The 23,232-nt window shown below is 52.1% G+C and carries 20 protein-coding genes; 10 read left to right on the top strand and 10 right to left on the bottom strand.

The features are described 5' to 3' along the window. The first annotated feature begins 64 nt into the window (after positions 1 to 64). The 3 genes from mutS to VHE34_RS11910 all read left to right on the top strand — a co-directional run bounded on the left by mutS (position 65) and on the right by VHE34_RS11910 (position 5,118). Complete coding sequence (gene mutS, locus VHE34_RS11920; protein WP_325588093.1) at positions 65 to 2,686, top strand: DNA mismatch repair protein MutS; 2,622 nt, start codon at positions 65 to 67, stop codon at positions 2,684 to 2,686. Positions 2,687 to 2,915: 229 nt separating this feature from the next. Next, positions 2,916 to 3,917 carry a helix-turn-helix transcriptional regulator gene (locus tag VHE34_RS11915; protein ID WP_325588091.1) on the top strand — a complete coding sequence of 334 codons (1,002 nt, stop codon included), beginning with the start codon at positions 2,916 to 2,918 and terminating at the stop codon, positions 3,915 to 3,917. A gap of 217 nt (positions 3,918 to 4,134) precedes the next feature. After that, entirely contained in the window at positions 4,135 to 5,118 is a 984-nt protein-coding gene (locus VHE34_RS11910; RefSeq protein WP_325588089.1) for a helix-turn-helix transcriptional regulator, read from the top strand. Between the two features lie 59 nt (positions 5,119 to 5,177). Here VHE34_RS11910 and VHE34_RS11905 read toward each other — a convergent pair whose 3' ends face one another. The 3 genes from VHE34_RS11905 to glmM all read right to left on the bottom strand — a co-directional run bounded on the left by VHE34_RS11905 (position 5,178) and on the right by glmM (position 9,253). Then, positions 5,178 to 6,620, bottom strand: coding sequence for a gluconokinase (locus VHE34_RS11905; RefSeq protein WP_325588087.1), 1,443 nt, complete (start codon positions 6,618 to 6,620; stop codon positions 5,178 to 5,180). A 22-nt stretch (positions 6,621 to 6,642) separates the two neighbouring features. Then, a complete protein-coding gene (locus tag VHE34_RS11900; protein ID WP_325588085.1) occupies positions 6,643 to 7,770 on the bottom strand; it encodes a cysteine desulfurase family protein in 1,128 nt (375 codons plus the stop codon). 88 nt (positions 7,771 to 7,858) lie between these two features. After that, positions 7,859 to 9,253 carry a phosphoglucosamine mutase gene (gene glmM, locus VHE34_RS11895; protein WP_325588083.1) on the bottom strand — a complete coding sequence of 465 codons (1,395 nt, stop codon included), beginning with the start codon at positions 9,251 to 9,253 and terminating at the stop codon, positions 7,859 to 7,861. Between the two features lie 322 nt (positions 9,254 to 9,575). Here glmM and VHE34_RS11890 point away from each other — a divergent pair, with 322 nt between their 5' ends. Further along, a complete protein-coding gene (locus VHE34_RS11890; RefSeq protein WP_325588081.1) occupies positions 9,576 to 9,743 on the top strand; it encodes a class I SAM-dependent methyltransferase in 168 nt (55 codons plus the stop codon). 77 nt (positions 9,744 to 9,820) lie between these two features. Here VHE34_RS11890 and VHE34_RS11885 read toward each other — a convergent pair whose 3' ends face one another. Then, complete coding sequence (locus VHE34_RS11885; protein ID WP_325588079.1) at positions 9,821 to 11,797, bottom strand: LTA synthase family protein; 1,977 nt, start codon at positions 11,795 to 11,797, stop codon at positions 9,821 to 9,823. 230 nt (positions 11,798 to 12,027) lie between these two features. On the opposite strand from VHE34_RS11885, the gene VHE34_RS11880 reads away from it, so the two are divergent. Both VHE34_RS11880 and VHE34_RS11875 read left to right on the top strand, forming a co-directional pair. Next, on the top strand, positions 12,028 to 12,663 hold the full coding sequence (locus VHE34_RS11880) for a phosphatase PAP2 family protein (protein WP_325588077.1): 636 nt from the start codon (positions 12,028 to 12,030) through the stop codon (positions 12,661 to 12,663). Further along, entirely contained in the window at positions 12,656 to 13,966 is a 1,311-nt protein-coding gene (locus VHE34_RS11875) for a hemolysin family protein (RefSeq protein ID WP_325588075.1), read from the top strand. The genes VHE34_RS11880 and VHE34_RS11875 overlap by 8 nt, the downstream gene beginning before the upstream one ends. A gap of 15 nt (positions 13,967 to 13,981) precedes the next feature. On the opposite strand, the gene VHE34_RS11870 is transcribed toward VHE34_RS11875, so the two are convergent. Next, positions 13,982 to 14,458 (bottom strand): DUF6702 family protein, encoded by a 477-nt coding sequence (locus VHE34_RS11870; protein WP_325588073.1) that lies wholly within the window; start codon positions 14,456 to 14,458, stop codon positions 13,982 to 13,984. 71 nt (positions 14,459 to 14,529) lie between these two features. Here VHE34_RS11870 and VHE34_RS11865 point away from each other — a divergent pair, with 71 nt between their 5' ends. The 3 genes from VHE34_RS11865 to VHE34_RS11855 all read left to right on the top strand — a co-directional run bounded on the left by VHE34_RS11865 (position 14,530) and on the right by VHE34_RS11855 (position 18,553). Further along, on the top strand, positions 14,530 to 15,120 hold the full coding sequence (locus VHE34_RS11865) for a HupE/UreJ family protein (protein WP_325588071.1): 591 nt from the start codon (positions 14,530 to 14,532) through the stop codon (positions 15,118 to 15,120). A gap of 20 nt (positions 15,121 to 15,140) precedes the next feature. Then, the gene (locus tag VHE34_RS11860; protein ID WP_325588069.1) at positions 15,141 to 17,546 is read left to right on the top strand and encodes a M1 family metallopeptidase; all 2,406 of its coding nucleotides are present in this window, start codon (positions 15,141 to 15,143) and stop codon (positions 17,544 to 17,546) included. Between the two features lie 170 nt (positions 17,547 to 17,716). Then, the gene (locus VHE34_RS11855; protein WP_325588067.1) at positions 17,717 to 18,553 is read left to right on the top strand and encodes an alpha/beta hydrolase family protein; all 837 of its coding nucleotides are present in this window, start codon (positions 17,717 to 17,719) and stop codon (positions 18,551 to 18,553) included. Between the two features lie 8 nt (positions 18,554 to 18,561). Here the strand turns inward: VHE34_RS11855 and VHE34_RS11850 are convergent, their stop codons facing one another. Further along, a complete protein-coding gene (locus VHE34_RS11850) occupies positions 18,562 to 19,221 on the bottom strand; it encodes a hypothetical protein (protein ID WP_325588065.1) in 660 nt (219 codons plus the stop codon). Positions 19,222 to 19,325: 104 nt separating this feature from the next. On the opposite strand from VHE34_RS11850, the gene VHE34_RS11845 reads away from it, so the two are divergent. Then, on the top strand, positions 19,326 to 20,009 hold the full coding sequence (locus VHE34_RS11845; RefSeq protein ID WP_325588063.1) for a peptidylprolyl isomerase: 684 nt from the start codon (positions 19,326 to 19,328) through the stop codon (positions 20,007 to 20,009). Here VHE34_RS11845 and aroQ read toward each other — a convergent pair. The 4 genes from aroQ to VHE34_RS11825 all read right to left on the bottom strand — a co-directional run bounded on the left by aroQ (position 20,004) and on the right by VHE34_RS11825 (position 23,228). Next, positions 20,004 to 20,417: a type II 3-dehydroquinate dehydratase gene (gene aroQ / locus VHE34_RS11840; protein ID WP_325588061.1), complete on the bottom strand. Its 414-nt coding sequence runs from the start codon at positions 20,415 to 20,417 to the stop codon at positions 20,004 to 20,006. The two genes, VHE34_RS11845 and aroQ, sit on opposite strands and share 6 nt — an antisense overlap. Before the next feature lie 16 nt (positions 20,418 to 20,433). Further along, positions 20,434 to 21,543 carry a glutamine-hydrolyzing carbamoyl-phosphate synthase small subunit gene (gene carA, locus VHE34_RS11835; protein ID WP_325588059.1) on the bottom strand — a complete coding sequence of 370 codons (1,110 nt, stop codon included), beginning with the start codon at positions 21,541 to 21,543 and terminating at the stop codon, positions 20,434 to 20,436. 88 nt (positions 21,544 to 21,631) lie between these two features. Then, positions 21,632 to 22,135 (bottom strand): 50S ribosomal protein L17, encoded by a 504-nt coding sequence (gene rplQ / locus VHE34_RS11830; RefSeq protein ID WP_349255689.1) that lies wholly within the window; start codon positions 22,133 to 22,135, stop codon positions 21,632 to 21,634. 97 nt (positions 22,136 to 22,232) lie between these two features. Beyond that, positions 22,233 to 23,228, bottom strand: coding sequence for a DNA-directed RNA polymerase subunit alpha (locus VHE34_RS11825; RefSeq protein ID WP_325588057.1), 996 nt, complete (start codon positions 23,226 to 23,228; stop codon positions 22,233 to 22,235). Positions 23,229 to 23,232 lie beyond the last annotated feature (4 nt).

The raw sequence follows: 23,232 nt of genomic DNA, 5'->3' as shown, positions 1-23,232 counted from the left end.
AACTTATCCCCATACAAAAAGCCTCCCCATCCATTTGTGGAGGCTTTCTTATTTTTGTCACCCCATGGCAAAATCCAGCGCAGATACTCCTCTCATGCAGCAGCACCGGGCCATCAAACAAAAATACCCCGATGCCGTTCTTCTCTTCCGCGTAGGCGACTTCTATGAAACTTTCGGAGGAGATGCCATCACTGCCTCGAAGGTCCTGGGTATCACCCTCACCAAACGCAACAACGGAGCCGCCCACTCCCTCGAACTGGCAGGCTTCCCCCACCATTCCCTGGACACCTATCTCCACAAGCTGGTAAAAGCAGGCTATCGCGTCGCCATCTGCGATCAGCTGGAAGACCCCAAATCCGTCAAAGGCATCGTCAAACGAGGCGTCACGGAAATGGTAACTCCCGGCGTCGCCACCAACGAAAAGTTATTAGAAGGCAATAGCAATAATTTCCTGGCAGGCATCTATTTCCCCGACCACTGGCCCGATGACAAGAACGGTCTGGGCATCGCCTTCCTCGACATCAGCACGGGCGAATTCTTTGTGGCGGAAGGAGATACCGAATATATAGACAAGCTGCTGCAGACCCTTCACCCCGCCGAGGTTATCTTTCAGCGCAATTTTCAAAAACACTTTAAGGAAATATTCGGGTCCCGGTTCTACACCTATACGATGGAGGATTGGATCTTTGAAGAAGCATACGCCACCGACATTCTCCTCAAACATTTTCAGACCCACAGCTTCAAAGGATTCGGCGTAGAGCATATGCACGAAGGCATGGTGGCCGCGGGGGCGGTACTGCATTATTTAAAGGACACGGAACATCCGCATCTGCAGCATATCAGCTCGATCGTACGCCTGGACAGAGAAGATCATCTGTGGATGGACAAGTTCACCATCCGCAACCTGGAACTGTTGACGAACACGGACCATCGCGAACAAAGCCTCAGCCTCCTGAAAGTGCTGGATCATACCGTGTCCCTCATGGGGGCGCGGCTGCTGAAGCGCTGGCTGCTCATGCCTTTGAAAGACAGTCTCCGGATCCAGCGACGCCTGGATGCCGTAGAATTCTTTATAAAAGGTCCCGATCTGCGCGGCAGTCTTTCCCGTCATATACATCAGTGCGGCGACATCGAAAGGCTGGTCAGCAAGATCCCCGTAAAAAAGATCAACCCCCGCGAGCTGCTGGTACTGGCAAAAGGCCTGCAGCACATCGACGAAATAAAACAAACAGGCGCCGACATCGACGACGAACACATCCGTCAGCTGACCACCCGCCTGGATATCTGCCGGCCCATCATGGAAAGGATCTTCGCCACCATCACGGACAACCCGCCCGTGGCTGTCGCCAAGGGAGAAACCATTCGCGCCGGCATCAACGATGAACTGGATCGTCTTCGGAAGATAGCCACGGGAGGCAGGGAATATCTCGGGGAGCTGCAGCAGAAGGAAGCGGAAAGATCGGGCATATCCTCGCTGAAAGTAGGTTTCAACAATGTATTCGGCTATTACCTGGAAGTCACCAACGCGCATAAGAATAAAGTGCCCGGGGAATGGATGCGCAAACAGACGCTGGCCAATGCCGAACGTTATATCACCCCCGAGCTGAAAGAATATGAAGAGCAGATCACCGGTGCGGATGAAAAGATATTGACGCTGGAGACAGGACTATATGACCATCTGGTGAGAGATCTGCAGGAATACATCGCCCCGATGCAGACCAATGGACAGGTGCTGGCCGAGTTGGATTGCCTCCTGACCTTTGCAGGCAATGCGCTTCAATACAACTACAAAAAACCCATCCTCCACGAAGGGCGTGACATGGAGCTGAAAGAAAGCCGCCATCCCGTCATCGAAACGAACCTGCCTCCCGGCGAGACATACATAGCCAATGACCTGCTGCTATCCCCTTCATCCCAGCAGATCATCATTCTCACAGGTCCCAATATGAGCGGTAAGAGCGCTTTGTTAAGACAGACGGCGCTGATCACCCTGATGGCCCACATGGGTAGCTTCGTACCCTGTGATGCAGCCAGGATACCGCTGACAGATAAGATCTTCACCCGTGTAGGCGCTTCCGACAACCTCAGCGCCGGTGAATCCACTTTCATGGTCGAAATGAACGAGACCGCCAGCATCATCAACAATATCACTCCGGCCAGCCTGGTGCTGCTCGACGAGATAGGAAGAGGCACCTCTACGTATGATGGCATATCCATCGCCTGGAGCATCGCAGAATATCTCCATAATTCGCCGCATGCGCCCAAGACATTGTTCGCCACTCATTATCATGAGCTCAACGAGCTGGAGAACAAGCTGCCCCGCGTCAGGAATTATCATATCACCAATAAGGAAGTAGGCAATAAAGTGATCTTCCTCCGCAAGCTGGCCCCCGGCGGCAGCACGCACAGCTTTGGTATCCACGTGGCCAGGCTGGCAGGCATGCCCCCCGCCCTTCTTCAAAGAGCTGGTGAGATCCTTCGGCAATTGGAGGACAAGCAAGCCGGCGCTCATATCGGGGACGTCATCAAGGATATCGCTGCTCCCAAATTGCAGCTGTCTATCTTCGATGCCCACACGGAAACCTTCGACCATATCCGCCGTCTGCTGGAAAGTATGGATATCAATCGATTGACTCCCGTCGAGGCCCTGCTCAAGCTGCAGGAGATAAAAAGCGTCCTGAAATAAGCGCCTGTCCGTCCTGCCCCCGGCGCGTTTCATCCGCCCAAAATACGGTCTTGTCCAAAAAAGTAACCCCATGGCGTTCCGATTGCGTTTCGTGTGTTATTTTACGTTAGCTAAACAGACCCGCTCCCTCGTCGCTGAATAGAAGATCAGTCATTGCAATTCGACATAATTTCATTAAATTACTATTGGATCTACTGATAATAAACCTTTCATCTTAAACGATCGTCCTATGATAAGATATGTTTATCAGTTAAGAGATTTCCGCAGCTGGCTCAAAGGTTTCAGCAGAGTTCTAAAATTGCCCGTAGTAGCTGGAAAGATACAGATCCCCCATTCCGTCGGTGACGGATACGTGATGGCTGCCAATATCAATACGGATATCTCCTATGTCATCATGAACTTCTCCCTGCATGAAGATCTGGTATTCCTCCGTAAAAAATCTTCTCTCTACGGTCTTAGTCTTTTTTTCAACCAGGTAAATGTCAGCGACTTTTTCGTGATCCGCGAACCACACAATACCATCACCGATAAAAGCCCCAACAGAAGCAATATATTTTTATCCTCCACCAACTATGATCTGGAGGTGACCTATTCGAGAGGCTCGAGGTTGAGACGTGTCGGTCTTTTCTTCAGCCCCTCCTTTGTCGGCCGCTGTGTCAAAAAAGATCTATTGCTCGACCTCCTCGTATATGCGGACAACCGGCTGCGAAATATAAACAGAGAACCCATCACTTTCGAATACCGGCAGCTGCTGGAAGATATCTTTAGCGCCGACCATCAGTCCCCTATCACTCACCTGCTTATACAGAACAGGGTGCTCATGCTGACGGAAAAATTCCTCAACGCCTTCCTTACCAAGGCTCCCCTCCTGAAAGAATCCGGTGGATTAAAACAAAAGGATAAGGAAAAGGACATCGACGCGCTGAAGGATGTAGAACGGATCCTCAGCAACAATAAGTTGGATAAATTCCCCTCCATCGACATGCTTTCCAAAACCGCCATGATGAGCTCCACCAAGCTCAAGACCAAGTTCAAAGAAATATACGGAATGAAATTATATGAATTCTACAACCGTAACAGGCTGGAAAAAGCAAAAGAAATGCTGCAAACAGGCAAATACAGCGTAAAACAAGTAGGAATGAATATTGGTTTCTCGAATTTGAGTAACTTTGCCAAGGCGTTCAAAAAAGAGTTTGGCATTCTTCCAAAAGAGATCATCAAGGGCCGTTAGCCAAAACTTTTCATATCTGCTCCTGCATGGCATTGATCTAGCTCAAGAAAACGTTAAATAGCCTTTGCAGCTATTAAAACACTCCCTACAGCCAATCCCCAAACACTATTTACCGTAATTTTGCGCTTTTGCGGCTATGGACCGCGTGCCTTATCTCAAAACCACGACAGCTGCCGATGATGTAATTAAATTTTAGAGTAGACGAAATACAGTGACCATGGTAATGCAATCATTCAAGCTGGAGAACTATGAAAAATGGTTGGAAGAATTCGCAGCGCTTCTGAACACACCTGTTAAAGACCATTTGCTCGTTTTACCCCCTCATGTTGGAGAAGGAACCATTTTGGCTCACACGATGAGCCCGAATCTTTCCTATGCCGTGATGAATTTCCGGCTTAACTCCGATCTTGAGATATATCGCGAACCGGATGGCGCAAAAGGGTTTTCCCTTTCCTTTAACCAGGTGGAAGTCAATAAGGAAGTGTGGCTCAAGGACGACCAACCTGTTGCAGCAGACAAAGGCTCCCTCCGAAACGACATTTTTCTTTCCGACACCCGGGAACCATTGCACGTCAAGATACCGGCCGGCAGCACGGTGAAGAGGCTGATGATCTTCGCTACGCATGAGCTCGCCTCCCGTTATTTGTCAACGGAGCTCCTGGAGAAGCTCGAAGCCTTTGCCCGCGCCAACAGCCTATCCGACAACCCATATTTCGTCAGCCTTCCGCATCGCGAGACGCTGAAAGAGCTGTTTGAAATGAAAGAGAACGATCCGCTGAGCCAGATCCGTCGCCTGTCCCGTATCATTCATCTGACGGAGAAATTCCTCCATTCGTTCCTGCGCCAGGAACAGGCATCGCTGCCCAGGGCTATCAAAAAGAACGACCTGGAGAGCATGCAGCACATCGAACAGATCCTCAGCAGCAGGCTGGAAGGCTTCCCTTCGCTGGAATCGCTGGCCCATGAAGTATTCATGAGCACCAGCAAGCTGAAGAATCTTTTCAAGCAGATCTACGGATACACCCTGTATGACTATTATAATAAGAACAGGCTCCAACGGGCCAAAGAAATGCTGATCACCGGCCAATGCAGCATCAAGCAGGCCGGCAGCGAGATTGGCTTCTCGAACCTTAGCCATTTCGCAAAGGCTTTCAAAAAAGAGTTCGGCATTCTTCCCAGGGACCTGGTGAGACACAAGTAACAAGTAGACACACACATGAGAGGAAACAAAGGCCCGCTTACGCGGGCCTTTACATTAGGTCACATCAGATCTTTCAGCCGCCCGTACAGCTCCGTATAGATCGCATACGATGGCCCATATATATCCTGCCGCCGCGGCTCATAACTATCCTTTATTTTGATCAGGGTTGCAGCCTCCTCCAATCCGGGGATGATCCCCAATGCATATGCCCCCATGATACAGGCGCCGATGGCGGATGCATCCGCGCTGCCGGTAGTATACACCGTCCGGCCAAAGATCTCGGCCATCATCTGCAGCCACAGCGGGCTATGCGTAAATCCCCCGCTGGCATAGATATGTTTTATCGGACCGATGGTCTCTTCCAGCGAGACCCCTACCTGCCGCAGGCTAAAGCCGATCCCTTCCAACACGGCCCGCATAAAATGCGCCCGTCCATGACTGGCCTTTATCCCAAAGAACACTCCCCTGGCATCCGCATTCCAGACAGGCGCCCTTTCCCCCAGCAAATACGGCAGAAAGATCAACCCATCCGAACCGGCCACCTCAAAAGCGCCCCGGACCAGCTCTTCTACGGGTCTTCCACCACCCAGGTTCGTGGCAAACCATTGCACGGCGCCGCCTCCATTGTTGGTTGCGCCGCCACAGACATAAAGGTCCGGAGTGAGTATATATCGAAAGATCCTTTCCTGTGCATCATAGGCAGGGCTTTGCGCCGTCATGCGGATAGCCCCGCTGGTGCCAATGGTGAGCGCCGTCTCACCCGGCTTTACCACCCCGCTGCCCAGGTTCGCCAGACACCCATCGCTTCCCCCAATGATAAACGGCAGTCCCTTTGGCAATCCCTCCAGCCGGTGGCCCGTTTCTTTATGCGTACAGGCAACAGGCTCCGACAGCTGGTCCTCCCGGATCCCCGCCAGCTCCAACGACTCCCTGTACCAGGTGAACCGATAGATATCGAACAGCCCCGTGGCAGACGCCAGGGAATGATCCACCTGGTACTTGCCAAAAAGCTTCCACCAGATATATTCTTTTATGGAAATAAATCGGGTCGCACGCCGGAAGACATCCGGCTCCTTTTCCCTCAACCAAAGTAATTTGCATAAAGGCGACATCGCATGTATCGGCGTGCCCGTCTGCCGGTAGATGAGCCGGCCCGCTTCGCTGGCTTTAAGCTTGTCTGCAAAAGATCTGCTACGGCTGTCCGCCCAGGTCATGGCCCGCGTCAACAGCTCTCCCTGTTGATCCACGGCTATCAAACTATGCATGGCGCAGCTAAAGCTGACACCTGCCAGCCCAGCCTGACCTCCCGTCCGTGACAACACCTCGGACAGCACTTTGAGGACGGCATCCCATAACGCACGCGGGTCCAGTTCATGCATCCCCTCTTCACCCGTAAAAGCGGCATAGGAAGAATTGGCATCGGCCAGCACGCGCCCCATATCCGTAAAAGCTACAGCTTTGGTATTGGTAGTGCCAATGTCGATGCCGATGATGTAAGACATAAAATATGCGGTCGGTGAAATATCAGATCATGTCCTTCAGCTTATCTACCACAGTATCCACCTCTTCTTTCGTATTGTGTTTGCTAAAAGAAAAACGAACCGTCACCTGATTGGGATTGTTATTGATGGCCCTGATCACATGTGACCCCTGCTCCGCGCCGCTGGTGCAGGCGCTGCCGCCGCTGGCGCAGATGTGATTGATGTCGAGGTTGAACAAAAGCATTTCCGACTTCTCCGTCTTGGGGAAGGACACGCTCAGTACGGTGTACAGGCTTCTTCCAAGCGCATCCCCATTGAAGGAGATCCCCTTCACATGCTTTTTCAGCTGCTCCATCATATAGACCTTTATTCCTTTGATATACGCGCTGTCTTCTTCGAACGCCCTGGTAGCGAGTTCCAGCGCCCTGGCAAAGCCGACGATGCCGTACAGGTTTTCCGTTCCCGCGCGCATATTGCGCTCCTGCGAGCCGCCGTGTATAAAAGGGTGGATCTTTACATTCTCGTTGATATATAGTAAACCCACTCCCTTGGGGCCGTGGAATTTATGCCCCGCTCCGGTGATAAAATGGACAGGCGTATTCCGCAGGTCGAATGGGAAATGGCCCACCGTCTGAACGGTGTCGGAGTGGAAATAAGCCCCATAAAGCTTGCACAGTTCACCCACCGCATGGATATCCAGCATATTGCCGATCTCATTGTTGGCGTGCATCAGCGATACGATGGTCTTTTCCTGGGTGGAAGCCAGCTTGTGCTCCAGGTCTTCCAGGTCGATGTGACCATTGGGCAGCAGCTCCACCCAGCTGAGCGCAGCTTCGCCTTTCTTATGAAGATGTTCCACCGTATGCAGGGTGGCATGATGTTCCAGCGGCGAGCTGATGATATGCGTACACCCCAGGTCCCGCACCGCTGCGGTAATGGCTGTATTGGAGCTTTCCGTACCACCGGAAGTAAAGAAGATCTCCGCCGGATGGGCATTCAGGATCTTCGCCACGGACTTGCGTGCATTCTCGATCGCCAGCCTGGACTCCCGTCCATATGAGTAAATTGAAGAAGGATTGCCGAATTTCTCTGTCAGATAGGGCATCATGGCTTCCAAAACAAGAGGATCCAGGGTCGTCGTAGCGGCATTGTCGAAATAAATTCTTTCCATAGCGGGCGTAAAGATACAATATTCTTCAGCTGTGACATATGTCGGCTGGACGACATCGGGCTGCACAAGGGACAAAGGCAGCCGGGAGCTAGATGAACTCCTTGATATCCTGCATAAGGCGCGTAGCTATATTATTAGCCGTCGTCTCGAAATTACTCTCGGCGTAGATACGGATAATGGGTTCCGTATTGGACGTACGCAAGTGCACCCAATCGCTGTCAAACTCTATCTTTAACCCATCGTCGGTGTTGACGGGATGATTTTTATATTTCTTCTTGATCTTGTCAAAGATGGCCGGGACATCGATACCTCGCTGCAGCTCGATCTTATTCTTGGAAATAAAATAATCCGGATAGCGGGCCCTGAAAGAACGGATCCCATTCCTATGATAGGATAAGGCGCTGAGAAAGAGTCCGATACCGATAAGGGCATCCCTGCCGTAATGCAGGTCGGGGACGATGATGCCCCCATTTCCCTCTCCGCCGATGACGGCATTCACCGCCTTCATCGTGTTCACCACATTCACCTCCCCCACGGCGGATGGATAATAGGCGCCGCCATGCTTCAGCGTGATCTCCTTCAGCGCCTTGGTGCTGCTCATATTGCTGACGGTATTGCCGGGTCGTTTGCTCAGCACATAATCCGCTACGGCTACCAATGTGTATTCCTCTCCGAACATGCTGCCGTCCTCACATACAAAACAAAGCCTGTCCACATCGGGGTCTACGGCAATACCCAGGCTCGCCTTTGATTTTTGCACCGTAGCGCTCAATCCGGAAAGATTCTCCGGTAAAGGTTCCGGGTTATGCGCAAAACGTCCATTGATCTCCTCATTCAACAGTATCACTTCTTCTACGCCCAACGCCTTTAGCAAAGGAGGCAGGAAAAGCGCTCCCGTGGAATTGATCGTGTCGACCACTATCTTATAATGCTTTTGCTGAATGCTTTGAACATCTACCAGCGGATGATGCACAATGGCATCGATGTGTTTCTGCAGCCAGGTGGTATTGAGCGCATAGCTGCCCAGCTTTTCGACAGGCGCAAAAGAGAGATCGCCCCTTTCCGCTTTTTCCAGGATGGCCGCGCCTTCCTTCGCGCTGATAAACTCCCCATCGCTATTCAGCAGCTTCAATGCATTCCATTCCTTTGGATTGTGGCTGGCTGTAATGATAATGCCGCCTGCCGCCTTTTCTCCGACGACGGCCAGCTCAACCGTGGGTGTAGTGGATAATCCCAGATCGATCACATCCAATCCCATCCCGATCAGCGTGCTGACAACCAGCTGGCTGACCATCTCGCCGCTGATACGGCCATCTCTACCGATGACGATCTTATTACCGCCCGGGCGGGTACGGGCGTCTTGCGCAAGTATCCGGCTGCCGAATGCAGCGGTGAATTTGACAATGTCAAGCGGCGACAGGTTCTCGGACGGTCGCCCTCCAATTGTCCCTCTGATTCCGGAAATACTCTTGATCAACGCCACGATCGAATAGATTTTACTTTAAATATACGGGTTTGAGTGGAGCGGTAGGCTACTACTTTGTGGGAATTCCTAAAGAATTGAATTTTAAAACGAACCTCAACCTTTCTGAAAAATAGATCATATTCCTTATAAAAATCTATTTTTTCGGACATTTTAAAAATCCGCAACTAAAATGCCAGAAACCATTTAATTTCTTACAAAATATCAACAAATTTGCCAGCGGACCACGGGTTCGCCGGCCGAAGTTCCCATCATTAAATATTCACCGGGGATGGGGTACATTTCGGCATAAATTATACTTACATCCCCTGCCGGCTCCCGGATGCCGGACCTGGCCTGCGGACGCGGGCGTCATGCCCGCGTCCTGGCCGATGAAGGCTTCGACGTGACGGGCATCGACCTGTCCGGGAACAGCATTAATTATGCCCTGCAATATGAGAATGATCATATGCCGAAGACAGACCGGAACGCCACTCTCAAAAGGAAATAGACGGCGTGATCTATCATAGGTATTCGGGAACTATGAGCTACAACCCTATGACAGCAAGCATTCTCCCCGTCTGCCGATCATCGCGCAGAAGAAGCAATAGCCGTGTCCTTCTTGTTTCTCAATATCATGTATTTCGCCGTCTCGAAGACGCCTTCCGTCAATTGACGCAGTTCCTTTTTCACCGGTCCGTTCATCACCGAATCAGGGACGGGGTCGTTATTGAGGACCGAAGCCATCTGCTCTTTTCCCGTCTTTTGCAACAGACGATATACATAACCGTTATGAACCACGCTGATGGATTCCTGGTCCGGGTTGTAGATGAAGGCCAGCTCCTTGTCATTGCTGTAACGCGCACTGTCCAGCAGGTCCCGTCCCAGGGCCGTATTCTTATAGGGGATATGACAGAGCCCGGCGAGGGTAGGCAGTACGTCCACCTGTGAGCAGGTCTTCGTGACCCGGCGGGGAGCGATCAGCTTTGGCGCATAGATCAGCAATGGTACATGCTCGGCCGTGAGGAACATATCTGTCCATGCTTTGGGGAACATTTTCCCCGCATCGCCCGGTATACCGTGATCCCCCACAAAAAGAAAGATAGTATTGTCGAAGTATTTTTCTTTCGAGGCCGCCTCGATAAAACTGCGATATCCGAAGTCTGTATAACGAAAGGCGTTCATTTCCTCGTTGCTGCCAAATCCGCATTTCTGCAAGGAATCCTGCGATACGGAGATGGAATGGAAAGCCTGCTTATCCTCGTCGGGAATGGTATAAGGACGATGGTTGTCGGCCGTTTGAATGACGGCAAAGAATGGCTTGTCCTCCCGGCTGAGGATCCCATTGGCCTCCAGGAACAGGTTCTTGTCGCTGATGCCCCATACATCCACCTTGGGAGATTTGAAGTTCTCCTGTTCATAGATCTTCAACCCTTCGATATTATTGGTGAGCAATCCTCTTATATTCGCCCAGCTGGTGCTGCCACCCAAAAAATAGAATTTGTCATATCCCTGGAAATCGCTGATGATCGTGTGCTGATCCACGGCGGCCGGGTTGCGGCTGGAAGTGGAGGTTGGAATAGCCACATCGGGGATACCCGTGATCACCGCCCATACTCCTCGGGCGGTACCATAGCTGGGCGTAAAGCAATGGTCGAAGAACAGTCCCTGCTGGCACATGCTGTTGAAAAAAGGGGTCGTGTTCAGCGGATTGCCCCACATGCTGCTTTTATAGCCGCTAAAGGATTCGCAAATGACCACTACCACATTAGGCATACGGGCGGTGACACCCGGCAAGACAGGTATGTCCCTTCTGACGGCGGCAGCCAGCGGATCGGAACCCGGTTGTCCACTCGCCACCTGGTGGAACCCAAAATAAGGCGCCAGCTCGGGCAAGGCCTGTTTTACCCTGGCCTCATCATAGGCGATATGCCGGAACTTCAGACTGCTAAAAAAGGATTGGAAAGGGTTTAGCGACAGGCTGGCCTTATAGTCATTGCCCAGGCTAAAGGCATCGCTCCATCGAAGAGGAAATTGCCCCACCCGCCCAAAGATGGCCAGCGCCAATAGCAGAAATGTCCCAACCCACCAACCTGCCCGTCCGGAGGTCTTGAGCACAGGGTCCTGTCCCCTGCCAATGCGTTTATATAGATATTTAGCCCCTTTCGCCACCAGCCAGGTGCCTATTATCAGCAGGAGCAGGATACGCAGGACGGGATAGGTCTGCCAGACCATATTGGCGGAGATATTGGCATCGGCCAGATAATTCAGAACGCTGGCATTCAGCCGCTGTGAAAGATAGCTGTAATGGGCAAAATCCACCGAGTAAAAGAAAAGGATGAGAAATCCGGATAACGCGATAAGGAAAATAGTCCATTTACGGCCCGCCGGCTTGCGGAATGGGTTTAAGAACGGCAGACTGCCGGTGATTAGGAGAAGAGCGCAAAGGATACCTACATAACGCAGGTCAAACCGGATCCCAAGGACAAAGGACGAGATCAGGTCGGAGAAAGAATGGCCCTGTCTGCTAAAAAAAAGGAAGAGACCCAGACGCAACAAGCTCATGATCAATAAAAAAATAATCCCCATCACAAAAATCAAACGAATCAATTTCGGTATCTTTATTCCTGCCTTTGTTCCCATGACCTGCCGGTATTATTTTTTTCAGGACGGACCCTGGTCCGTCGTCCGAAGGACAATAATTAAAAAATAGGCACAATTGGACTAAATTTTCCAGAAGTCCAATTGGGCCGCAATTAAATGGGCATAAAATTAGGGCAATTATTCAGGAAACCATGATTTTACTTGACAGTGACAGTCATTCAGGCCTCATACAAAACATCTTACGGGCTGACCATTGGCTGTTCAACAAGGTCAACCAGGACTGGACGGGCCCTTTCGGCGACCTCATCTTCCCTTTTCTGCGGGAAGCGGAATTCTGGGTACCTTTTTATCTCTTCCTCCTGGTGTTCATTACCCTGAACTTTGGCAAAAAAGGCTGGCGATGGGCGCTCTTCCTGGTCACAACAGCCGCCATCAGCGATCAGGTCAGCAGCGATGTGATAAAACGCCTTGTTTTCCGTCTGCGACCCTGTCATAACCCCGAGCTGGCCGACAATATCCATATTCTGGTAGGATACTGTCCGGTGAGCTCCAGCTTTACTTCTTCACATGCCTGCAACCATTTTGCGGCTGCCTGGTTTATATTCTTGACCCTGCGGCATACCAGCAGGTGGTGGGGATGGGTGTTTGCCTGGGCTTTTTTAATATCTTACGCACAAGTATATGTAGGAGTGCATTACCCTGTGGATATAGCTTGCGGGGCCCTTGTGGGCAGTATGATCGGATGGCTGCTCGCACGCGTGTTCAAATGGCTGTCCGGCACGCTTACCCCGCACATTTCACAACCCTATAATCATCAACATGTTTGAGATAGTAATTTTACTTTTTCTGATCTTTTTGAACGGGTTGTTCGTCATGGCGGAGATAGCGCTGGTATCTGCCCGAAAAAGCAGGCTGGAACAATTGGCTGACAAAGGGGATGACAAGGCAAAGGCCGCTCTCCGGCTGGCCGAAAACCCTGAGCTGTTCCTATCTACTGCGCAGATCGGTATTACGCTCGTGGCCATCCTCGTAGGTTATTACTCGGGCGAAAAGTTCGCCGCCAACCTGACACCCTACCTGGAAAAAATATCCTATCTCCATAAATACGCGGCTGATATCTCCACCGCCCTTATCCTGGTGCTGGTCACCCTCCTTTCCATCATCTTCGGAGAGCTGATCCCCAAACGCATCGGCCTGCTTCGGGCCGAACAGATCGCCCGGCTGGTGGCCAGACCCGTAAGAACCCTTTCCCTCGTCACCCACCCCATCGTCTGGCTGCTGAACACCACCAGCAATCTTTTCTTCAAGTTCTTCCCTATCACCCCTTCTCAGGACGGAGCCGTCACGGAAGACGAAATAAAGGCCATCATCCACGAAGGCACGGAACAAGGCACCATCGAAGAAGCCGAACAGGAGATCATTGAAAGAGTTTTTCATTTGGGCGACCGGAACATAACTTCCCTGATGACCCATCGCAGCGATATCATCTGGTTCGACCTCAACGAAAATGAAGAGACCATCAAGGAAAAGATCATCCGGGAGCCGCATTCCGTCTATCCCATCTGCGACGGGGCCATCGACAATATCAAAGGCGTCGTTTCCATAAAGGACCTGTATGTGACAGAAGATACCGTCCTGTTCAAGGATATCATGACACCGGCCCTTTTCATTCCGGAAAACAATTCGGCTTATGTGGTGCTGGAAAAATTCAAACAGTCCAAGATCCACTGCTGTTTCATCGTGGATGAATACGGCAGCCTCCAGGGGCTCATAACCCTGAACGATATACTGGAAGCCATCATCGGTGAGATCGCCCAGCAGGATATACCCGATTATGAGATCACCACCCGTGAGGATGGCAGCTTCCTCGTTGACGCCCAGATACCTTTCTATGACTTCCTCACCTACTTCCACAAGACAGCCTGGATGAATGAAGGCGACCACGAGTTCGATACGCTGGCCGGCTTTATCCTCAACGAGCTGGAACGCATACCCTCCATCGGTGAAAAAATGGAATGGAGGGGTTTCACCTTCGAAGTGATAGACATGGATGCACAACGCATCGACAAGGTGCTGGTAAGCCTTTCCGAAGAATTGAAAAACGAGGTAAAGGAGGAAGAGGAAGCCTAAGGTCCCCGCCGGCAGCTAAAATTCAAAGCTGGCCGAGGCTACAGGATAATCCAGCCGGGTGCTTTTCTTTACTCCTCCTGCCGAGGCATGCATGATATTGATCTCCTGGTTGAATCCGTCGTATAGCAGGTTGTTATTGACATCCAGCTTCTTCACGGACGGAACGTTATCTACCTGGAAATAGCTCCAGGTCCCATCCTCCTCTTTCTCGCTGCCTATGAAATGCAGGGATACGGGATGTCCGTCCACTTTCAGCTGTAAATGTTTTTCTACATAATCCGCTATCAGCTTGTCATTGGCCGCCTTGTTCTTTGCATCGGATAGATCTACCTTGGCATGCGCCGTCTTTTCCAGCACGGCCTCGAAATCATTGGTGAACATCTTACAGCTGATCTCCAGCGTCTTGTCCTTTCCATTGTGGTTTATCTCCGTGACGGTGATATACAGGGGATGTAATAAGATCATCAACCATTTAAATAGAGATGCAGCCATTTAAAAAGTAAATTTTTATGTTACAAAAGTCTGAATAATTTTGACCACCGCGAAACAAAGTTTCGACAGACATGGGAGAATTCAATATATATTTTGGGTTAGGCACCCACCATATCCTTAATCTTGACGCCAAAGATCATCTTCTCTTTGTAGCAGCCCTATGCCTGCGCTATCAGCTAAAGGACTGGAAAAAGGTGGCTGTACTGGTCACTGCTTTTACCATCGGGCATTCCATCACGCTGGCCCTCACCGCTACAGGCGCGGTACATATAAACAAGACATGGATCGAATTTCTCATCCCTGTCACCATCATCGTCACGGCCTTCAACAATCTGCTGCAACGCCGCGAACAGGTGGAACATCCGTCCCGTCTGCCTCTCATTTACTTCTTTGCCCTCTTTTTCGGCCTTATCCACGGCATGGCCTTCGGCAGCGACCTGCGCAGCCTGATGACCAGGGAAGAAGTGATCATACCCCTGCTGGCCTTTAACCTGGGCATCGAAGCCGCCCAGCTGCTCGTGGTAGCCCTTTTCCTGTTAATTTCCTTTATTTTCGTGCAGCTCCTGCGGGCGCCCAGGATAGGATGGATGCGTATTGCATCCGTGATAATACTGTTGTGGTCCATGCAAATGGCATGGGAAAGGTGGCCCACTCATCATTAATTTTAATAATAACAACACACATGATACGAAAACCACTGCTATTGTTTATGAGTCTTGCCGCCACCGGCGCCACCATGGCTCAGAACAACTCAACTTCCAATCACGGTAATAAATTCGAAGCCCTGGGCACTATGCTGCCTACGCCGAATGAATACCGTACCGCCAGCGGCGCCCCCGGTCCCAAATACTGGCAACAACGCTGCGACTACGACATCAAAGCCACGCTGGACGAAGACAAGCAATGGCTCACAGGATCGGAAACCATCACCTATTTCAACAATTCTCCCGACGAGCTCACCTACCTGTGGCTCCAGCTGGACGAGAACGAGCACAGCGCAAAGAACAACGCCAACTACCAGGACGGAAGCTCCATGCCCGGTATGATGAGCGACCAGAGCATAAGCCGCAGCATGCAGATGAAAGTGAATAACGACTATGGCGACAATATCACCAGGATTACGGATGCCATGGGCGTCAATCTGAAATATATGGTCAATAAGACTATGATGCGGGTGGAGCTGCCTGCGGTGTTGAAACCCGGTCAGAAATTCATTTTTAAAATAGACTGGAACTATCACGTCTCCGACAGGATGAAATACGGTGGACGGGGCGGCTATGAATATTTCCCCGAAGACGGCAACTATCTCTTCACCATGACCCAATGGTATCCCCGCCTTTGCGTGTACAGCGATTTCCAGGGCTGGCAGAACAACCAGTTCACGGGCCGCGGCGAGTTTGCCCTCACCTTTGGCAACTTCAAGGTCCAGATGACGGTCCCTGCCGACCATGTCATCGGCGCCACCGGCGAATGCCAGAACTATCAGCAGGTGCTGACACCCGCGCAGTTCACCCGCTGGCAGCAGGCGCAGACTGCCAAAGAGCCTGTCGAGGTCGTCACCCTGGCCGAAGCCAAAACATCCATGGTCAAAAAGACCAAACAAACAAAGACATGGATCTTCAAGGCCGACAACGTACGCGACTTTGCCTGGGGCTCCTCCCGGAGGTTTGTCATGGACGCCATGCCGGCGTATGTGGAAGGCAAAAAGGTGATGTGCATGAGCTACTATGGACAGGAAGCTTATCCGCTCTATCGCCGCTTCTCCACCAAGGCGGTGGCACATACCATCAAGACCTATTCGCATTTTACCATTCCCTTCCCCTATCCTGTGGCGCAGAGCGTGGAAGCTTCCAATGGGATGGAATACCCGATGATCTGCTTCAACTACGGCAGGGCAGAGAAAGATGGCACTTACAGCGAAGCCACCAAATATGGCATGCTGGGCGTCATCATCCACGAAGTGGGACATAACTTCTTCCCCATGATCATCAACAGCGACGAGCGTCAATGGTCCTGGATGGACGAAGGGCTGAACTCCTTTGTGGAATACCTTACCGAGGAGCTATGGGATAACAAATTCCCCGTACGGGGTAAAGGGCCGGCCTGGGCCATCGTGGATTATATGAAGCTTCCCAAAGACCAGCTGGAGCCTATCATGACCAATTCCGAGAACATCGTCAACTTCGGTCCCAATGCCTATACAAAACCCGCCACCGGTCTCAATATGCTGCGCGAAACGATCATGGGCCGCGAGCTGTTCGACTATGCGTTCAAGGAATACGCCCGCCGCTGGGCCTTTAAACACCCCACTCCCGCCGATCTGTTCAGGACGATGAACGACGCCAGCGCAGAAAATCTCGACTGGTTCTGGCGCGGCTGGTTCTATGGCATCGAGCCCGTCGACCTCTCCCTCGACAGCGTCAAACACCTGACCCCCGACTTCACGCATGTCCCGGCACATACCGATTCCACCGTCGTCAGGCACATCGACAAACCCATGCCCGACGGCCGCTTCCCGACGGACATCTCCAAGGTAAGGAACCGCGAAGACAAGAGCATCATCTTCCCCTCGGACGCCGACACGAGCCTGCACGATTTTTACTACAAATACACCCGTGGACAGATCCCCTACGACACCACCAGCTATACGGTTCACTCCACCTTTATCAATGGAAGAGAGGTCGGCACCTTCTCGAACGAACCGCTGGACGATGCCGACAAGGCAAAACTGCAGTCAAAACAATTCTATGAGCTGCAGTTCAGCAACAAAGGCGGCCTGGTGATGCCCCTCATCATCGAGTGGACCTACAAGGACGGCACAAAAGAAATCGAACGCATCCCCGCCCAGGTCTGGCGCAAAAACGAGAGCCATCTCACCAAGATCTTCGTAAAAGACAGGGAAGTACAGAGCATCAAGCTCGACCCGAACCGCGAGACCGCCGACATCGACGAAAGCAACAACAGCTGGCCCGTCGTTCAGACGGAAAGCAAGTTCGAAATTTTCAAAGCCAGGCAGCTCGGCCCCCGCGCCATCCCGCAAGCCAACAACCCGATGCAGTTGACGGGTAAGGACAAGAAAGCATTCTAAACACCTCAAAGCAAAGACCCCGGCAAATGCCGGGGTCTTTCTTATCTATGAACTGATCTATATCCGGTGCGACGGCCCATCTGGATGGAGCGGATTCACTGACAGCAAGGAAGCCTCAAGGGCACGAGAAAGGCACTGAATCAAATTTAATTATTTCCTACATTCACCCAATGAAAAAACTTCTCTCCCTTCTCTTCCTCTGCGCGACCCTATCGGTAACGGCCGCCGCCGGCCCCGTCGACACCATCCTCGTCCACAGCAACGCAATGAACAAAGACGTCAAATGCGTCATCATCCGGCCATCCCAAAAACCCGGCGCCACCGGACACTGGCCCGTCATCTACCTCCTCCACGGTCACAGCGGCAACTATGCCCAATGGATACAAACGGCCCCGCAACTCGCACCGGAAGCCACCACCGACGGCATCCTCTTCGTCTGCCCCGACGGCGGCTACGACAGCTGGTGGTTCGACAGCCCCGTCGACCCCAAAGTCCGCTATGAGACCTTCGTCACCACCGAACTGATCCCCTATATCGACGCCCACTACCCGACCCGCGCCGACAACGCTCACCGCGCCATCACCGGCCTCAGCATGGGCGGACACGGCGCCCTCTACCTCGCGATCCGCCATCGCGCTCTCTTCGGCGCAGCCGGCGCCACAAGCGGCGGCGTCGACTTCACCCCCTTCCCCGAAAAATGGGGCATAAAAAAGGACCTCGGCGACTACGCCACCCATAAGGACATCTGGGAGAACAACACCGTCCTCCATGCCGTCGACAACCTGCAAAACGGTCAGTTGAAAATTATCTTCGACTGCGGCGTAAGCGATTTCTTCCTGCCCGTCAACCGCAACCTCCACCAAAAATTACTGGATAGAAAAATTGATCATGACTATATCGAACGCCCCGGCGGGCATGAGCATGATTACTGGAACAACAGCATCGATTACCAGGTAATGTACTTTGAAAAATTTTTTAACTCAGCGCCCTCACCGCAAGGCCGGTGAGCATTGAACTAATACACGCTCCCGTCCTGCACTCTTACTTTTTTCTTACCGATCTTCTTCTCGAACTCGAGCACCTCCTTCGGTTTGGCAACCGTTTTCGGGGCCACGGCGGCCGCCGTTTGCTGGGCAGCAGGATGCTCTAACTTCCCGACGGTATAGGTCTCCTGCCGGGCGACCCTGCCGGTGGCAGGATCGTAATATTTCCAGACGCCGTCCTTGATGGCGGCACCTTCATTCTTAACAACAACGGTTTTGTAACTATCAAGCTTGTCCACATCCTCTACCTGCAACGTATCGTACTCCTTATCCGGGTTGATCGCTCGCCAGCTCTCCTCACGCAACAGCGTGCCGTTCATGCCGAAATACTGGCAAACACCTTCTTTCAAACCCCATTTGTAGAATTCCACACCGGAGATATCGCCACCCAGCGTATAGGTGCGCCAAAGCCCCTCTTTCCGGTTGTTCTTGAAAACACCCTCTTCCTCATATCCCGGTTCTCCTCTAAGCTCATCCACATGGATCACCCATCGCCCCTGCTTCTTATCATTTTGGTCCACACAATTCAAGGTATCCCCCTTGGGGCTGAGGATATAGCTCTTCCACTGGGAATAAGCATGGGATGCGCTCAACAACATCGCCGGGATCATATAGAAAAGGATACGTCGCATACTATTAAATTTAACGAAAATCGTTCCAATTTATGATATTTGCCGGAGCCGACGGAGGAGGCTCGTCTGAAGCACGATTATTAGCTTATATCTAATTGACCTACATGAAACTATATATATTGTTATTCATCCTGCCTGCATTCGCAACCAGCCTTCGCGCCCAAACCAAACCCGCCGGATCCACCACCGTCCAGCCCTCCACCACAGTTCCCACGACTATTCACCAGATAAAAGCCGAACTGGAAAAAAGCCCCAACCCCATTCTCTACGCCCGGGACATCCTGAAAAAACGCTGGAAGATCGATACCATCATCGTCAGCCGGACCCGCCATTTCCAGGCCATCGCCGACAGCCTCGCTTACACCGGGAAAGAAAAGAAAGTATATGGTCCCTACGGACCCGCAGGGAACCGTTTTTTGGTGCAGCTGCTCAGCAAGGCGCCCAACCAGTTCTACCACATCAGCCAGATATTCATCGACACCGCCTTCTTCCGCCGCCGCGTCGCCGATTCGCTGGCCGACGCCATTATCCGGAAGATCCGGAGCGGTACTGCAACCTTCGAACAGATGTCACAAACCTACTCCATGGGTGGCGAAAGCGTGACAAAAGGCGACCTGGGCTGGATCGCCCGCGGCATTCTACAGCCAACGATCGAGCACGAAGTGCTGGTCCATAAAAAAGGGGATGTCTTCAAGATCTGGAGTCCCGCAGGACTGCATATCATCCGCAAGACCGATGATCCCAAACAGGATACCGGCTTCGCCCTGATGCTCCAGGTGTTCCTATAAAAAGTATCTTATAGCCAATTCATATCCCTTCAACCCCAACCCAGCAATGGTTCCTTTTGCCTTGGCAGAGACATGCGAGATATGCCGGAAGGCTTCCCGGGCATGAACATTGGAGATATGCACTTCGATCACCGGTGCCGGAATGGCCGCGATGGCGTCACCGATCGCCACCGACGTATGGGTATAACCGCCAGGATTGAGAATAATGGCATCCGAAGCAAAACCCGCTCGTTGCAACTCACCGATCAACTCCCCTTCCACATTGCTTTGGAAGTAGTCGAAGCGGATCTCCGGAAATTTCGCGCGCAGTTCCCCGAGATAGGTATCGAATCCCTGGCTCCCGTATACATCCGGTTCCCGCTTACCCAGCAGGTTGAGATTGGGCCCATTGATGATCGTTATTGTCATGGCGGAGGTTTTATTCCTAATTGTATTCCCGCATCAGCGCAACGAACTCATCGAAGAGATACCGGCTGTCATGCGGACCGGGGGTGGACTCGGGATGGTATTGAACGGAAAAGGCAGGCCGGTCCTTCAGCCTGATCCCTTCAATCGATTCGTCGTTGAGGTTGACATGCGTCACCTCGATATTCGATGCCTTGCGAACAGCCTCGGGATCAACCCCAAAACCATGGTTCTGCGTGGTGATCTCGCAACGGCCGGTGACCAGGTTCTTCACGGGATGATTGAGCCCGCGATGCCCATGGTGCATCTTGAAGGTCGGGATATCATTGGCCAGCGCCAGCAGCTGATGCCCCAGGCAGATGCCGAACAACGGCCTCTTCTCCTTCAGTATCTCCTTGACCATCGGGATCGCATAATCCATCGGTGCCGGGTCGCCGGGACCGTTGGAGAGAAAATAACCGCTGGGGGAGAACTCCTTCAGCTTCGCCAGCGGCGTCCGGGCCGGGAATACTTTCACATACGCGCCGCGGTCGACCATACACTGCAGGATATGTTTCTTCACGCCAAAGTCCAGCACGGCCACCCGCAGGGTCGAGGCCGGATCACCCAGCTCATATTCCTTGTCCGTGCTGACAGCCGAAGCCAGCTCCAGTCCGTCCATCGAAGGCGTTTTGGCCAGCACACCCTTCAACGCGTCGAGATCGGTCGTCTCCGAGGAAATGACGCAGTTCATGGCGCCTTTTACCCGGACATGGGTCACCAGGCTCCGGGTATCGACCCCTTCGATACAAACGATGTTATTGGCCTTCATATATTCGTCCAGCGAACCCTTGGCCTGCATCCGGGAGAACTGCTCCTCCAGGTTACGGCCGATCAACCCGCGGATCTTGACGCCGGACGACTCCACATCACTCTCCTTCACCCCGTAATTACCGATATGAACGCTGTTCATGATCAGCACCTGGCCAAAATAACTGGGATCCGTGAACACCTCCTGGTAGCCCGTCATCCCGGTGTTGAAACAGATCTCACCCGAAGTGGTGCCTATCTTACCAAAAGCCTGGCCATGATGAACTGTGCCGTCTTCGAGCAGGAGGACGGCAGGAACGAATGTGGAAGTATGGGACATGTGAAATGAAAAATTTGGCAAAACTAATGAAAAAAAGAACCCGGCGAATGCGCCGGGTTCCCTAATTTTTATACAGAGGCCCTGTGAATTACTCAGTCGGCCCGTCTTCCTTCTTGGCTTCCTTAGCCCCGGCAGGAGCGGCATCGCCAGCAGCCTTTTTCTTGCTGCCACCTGCACGGCGGGTCTTCTTGCCCGCAGCTTCCTTGACCTCGCCCTTACCCTTGCCATAAACCTCGTTGAAGTCGACCAGCTCGATCAGGGCCGTTTCAGCGTTGTCACCAACCCGGGTGCCCAATTTAATGATCCGCGTATAACCACCGGGACGACCGGCTACCTTCGTAGCGACCTCGTCAAAAAGCGTGGTAACGGCTTCCTTGTCCTGCAGGTAGCTGAAAACGACGCGACGCTGATGGGTCGTATTGTCCTTTGCCTTGGTGATCAGCGGCTCTACATAGGTCCGCAGCGACTTTGCCTTGGCAAGAGTGGTAACGATCCGCTTGTGCGCGATCAGTTGAATGGCCAGATTGCTCAGCAACGCCTTCCGATGCGATGCCGTACGGCCAAGATTGTTGATTTTGTCTCCGTGACGCATGACTGTTTGATTTAAACCTTACACCGTGTCAGGAATTGCAAGGCTGTATTAAAAAAGAGGTGGACCCCAACCTTGGGGTCCACTATGAATTAAAAACTCACTCGTCGTCTACCTTAAGCTTCGTCAGGTCCATACCGAAGTGCAGACCCCGCTCGCCGAGCACCTGCTCGATCTCCGCCAGCGACTTCTGACCGAAGTTGCGGAATTTCATCAGGTCCTCCTGCTCGTAGGTAACCAGCTCGCTAAGACTGTTGATCTTGGCGGCTTTCAGACAGTTGAACGCCCGTACGGAAAGATCGAGATCCTCCAGCGGGGTCTTCAGGATCTTGCGCAACTGCAACGTCTGCTCATCCACCAGGTCTTCCTTCTTCTCTTCCTTATTGTCGAAAGTGATGTTCTCGTCGGTAATGATCATCAGGTGCTGGATAAGGATGCGCGATGCCTGCTTTACAGCCTCTTCCGGATGAATGGTCCCGTCCGTGGAAACTTCCATGATCAGCTTTTCGAAGTCGGTGCGCTGTTCCACACGGGTATTCTCGATAGAATACTTCACATTCTTGATGGGAGTGAATATTGCATCGGTCGGAATATAGCCGAACGGAGCGTCTTTGGGCTTGTTGTCTTCGGCCGGAACATAACCACGGCCCTTGCCGATGGTGATCTCGATGTCCAACTTCGCAGAAGAATCCAGGGTACAGATGAGCAGTCCGGGGTTCATAACCTCGAACGAAGGAGTAGCTTCTCCAAGCGTTCCGGCCGTGAATTCCGTCCTGTTCTTCAGGCTCAGCGTGATCTTTTCCTGTGCCACTTCATGCTCAACCTTCTTCTTGAAACGAACCTGCTTCAGATTCAGGATGATTTCCACCACATCTTCCGTCACGCCCTTCAAAGTAGCGAACTCGTGATCGGCACCCTCGATCTTGACCCCAATGATCGCATATCCTTCCAGAGAGCTGAGCAACACCCGGCGAAGGGCATTCCCGATGGTGACACCATAACCCGGCTCTAAAGGGCGAAATTCGAATTGAGCTTCAAAATCGGTCGCCTTTTGAAGAATGATCTTGTCTGGTTTCTGGAAATTTAAAATGGCCATATTT

Origin of the sequence: Puia sp. (assembly GCF_035546395.1) — a bacterium.
In the GTDB taxonomy this organism is placed as follows: Bacteria; Bacteroidota; Bacteroidia; order Chitinophagales; family Chitinophagaceae; genus Puia.
This window is presented reverse-complemented; position numbering and strand designations above follow the sequence as displayed.